The organism is Nocardiopsis sp. TNDT3, from assembly GCF_003427465.1.
Taxonomy (GTDB): Bacteria; Actinomycetota; Actinomycetes; order Streptosporangiales; family Streptosporangiaceae; genus Nocardiopsis; species Nocardiopsis dassonvillei.
Genome location: NZ_QPFC01001012.1, coordinates 1 through 1,222 on the forward strand (window position 1 = coordinate 1; position 1,222 = coordinate 1,222).

Sequence of the window (1,222 nt, forward strand, 5' to 3'; positions counted from 1 at the left end):
CGTTCGTCCAGTGGGGCGCTCCACCTTGCGGCCCCTCCCCCCGTCCGCCCGCACCCGGGGGCCGGGAGGTAAGGGACGCCGGATGCGTTCCGGGCCGTTCTCACCGCGGCCCTTGGTGCCTCCCGGCTTCGTAGAAGGTTGGAGTCCAGCGTGAAAGTCCTGCTCACAGGCGGAGCCGGGTACATCGGTTCCCATACCGCGGTCGACCTCCTCCAGCGCGGCCACGACGTCGTCATCGTCGACGACCTGTCCAACTCCCACCCCGAGGCCGTGCGGCGGGTCGCCCGCATCACGGGACGCCAGGTCCCCTTCCACCGGGTCGACTGCACCTACCTGGAGGAGATGCGGCGGGTCTTCACCCAGCACCGCATCGACGCCGTGATCCACTTCGCGGCCTACAAAGCGGTGGGGGAGTCGGTCGCCCGGCCCCTGCGGTACTACACCAACAACCTCGACGCCCTGCTCACCGTGTGCCGAGTGATGGAGGAGCACCAGGTGCGGCGCATGGTGTTCAGCTCCTCGGCGACCGTCTACGGAGACCCCCAGTGGATGCCTCTGACCGAGGATCACCCCTTGTCCGCCACCAACCCCTACGGAGCCACGAAGCTCTTCGGTGAGCGGATCCTCACCGACCTGGTCGGGGCCTGCCCGGACTGGCACGTGAGCCTGCTGCGGTACTTCAACCCGATCGGCGCACACGAGAGCGGACTGATCGGGGAGGATCCCGAGGGCATCCCCAACAACCTCTTCCCTTACATTGCCAAGGTCGCCGCGGGCAAGCTGGAGCGCTTGAGCGTCTTCGGCGACGACTACGCCACCTGTGATGGCACCGGGGTCCGTGACTACCTGCACGTCAGCGACCTGGCCAGTGGTCACTCGGCCGCGGTGGAGCGTCTGTGGGACCGCCCGGGGGTGCGGGCGTACAACCTGGGGACCGGTCGCGGGACCTCGGTCCTGGAGGCCATCGCCGCCTTCGAGGAGGCCAGCGGCCGGCCCGTCCCCCACGTCGTGGCGCCGCGGCGTCCCGGTGACATCGCCACCTGCTACGCCGATCCGTCCCTGGCGTGGAAGGAGCTGGGGTGGAAGGCCACCAGGACGGTCGAGCGGGCCTGCTCCGACGCGTGGGCCTGGCAGTGCGCCAACCCCGACGGCTACCGGGGGTGAGGCCCGCCTCCTAGGAGGCCTGTGGCCGACGCGCGCTGACGGTCGGTGAAGGTGTGGT

The 1,222-nt window shown here is 69.8% G+C and carries 1 protein-coding gene; it reads left to right on the forward strand.

Translation table 11 applies throughout. The annotated features are described in order from the left end of the window. Positions 1-150 precede the first annotated feature (150 nt). On the forward strand, positions 151-1,164 hold the full coding sequence (gene galE, locus DQW06_RS23000; protein WP_117199292.1) for a UDP-glucose 4-epimerase GalE: 1,014 nt from the start codon (positions 151-153) through the stop codon (positions 1,162-1,164). Positions 1,165-1,222 lie beyond the last annotated feature (58 nt).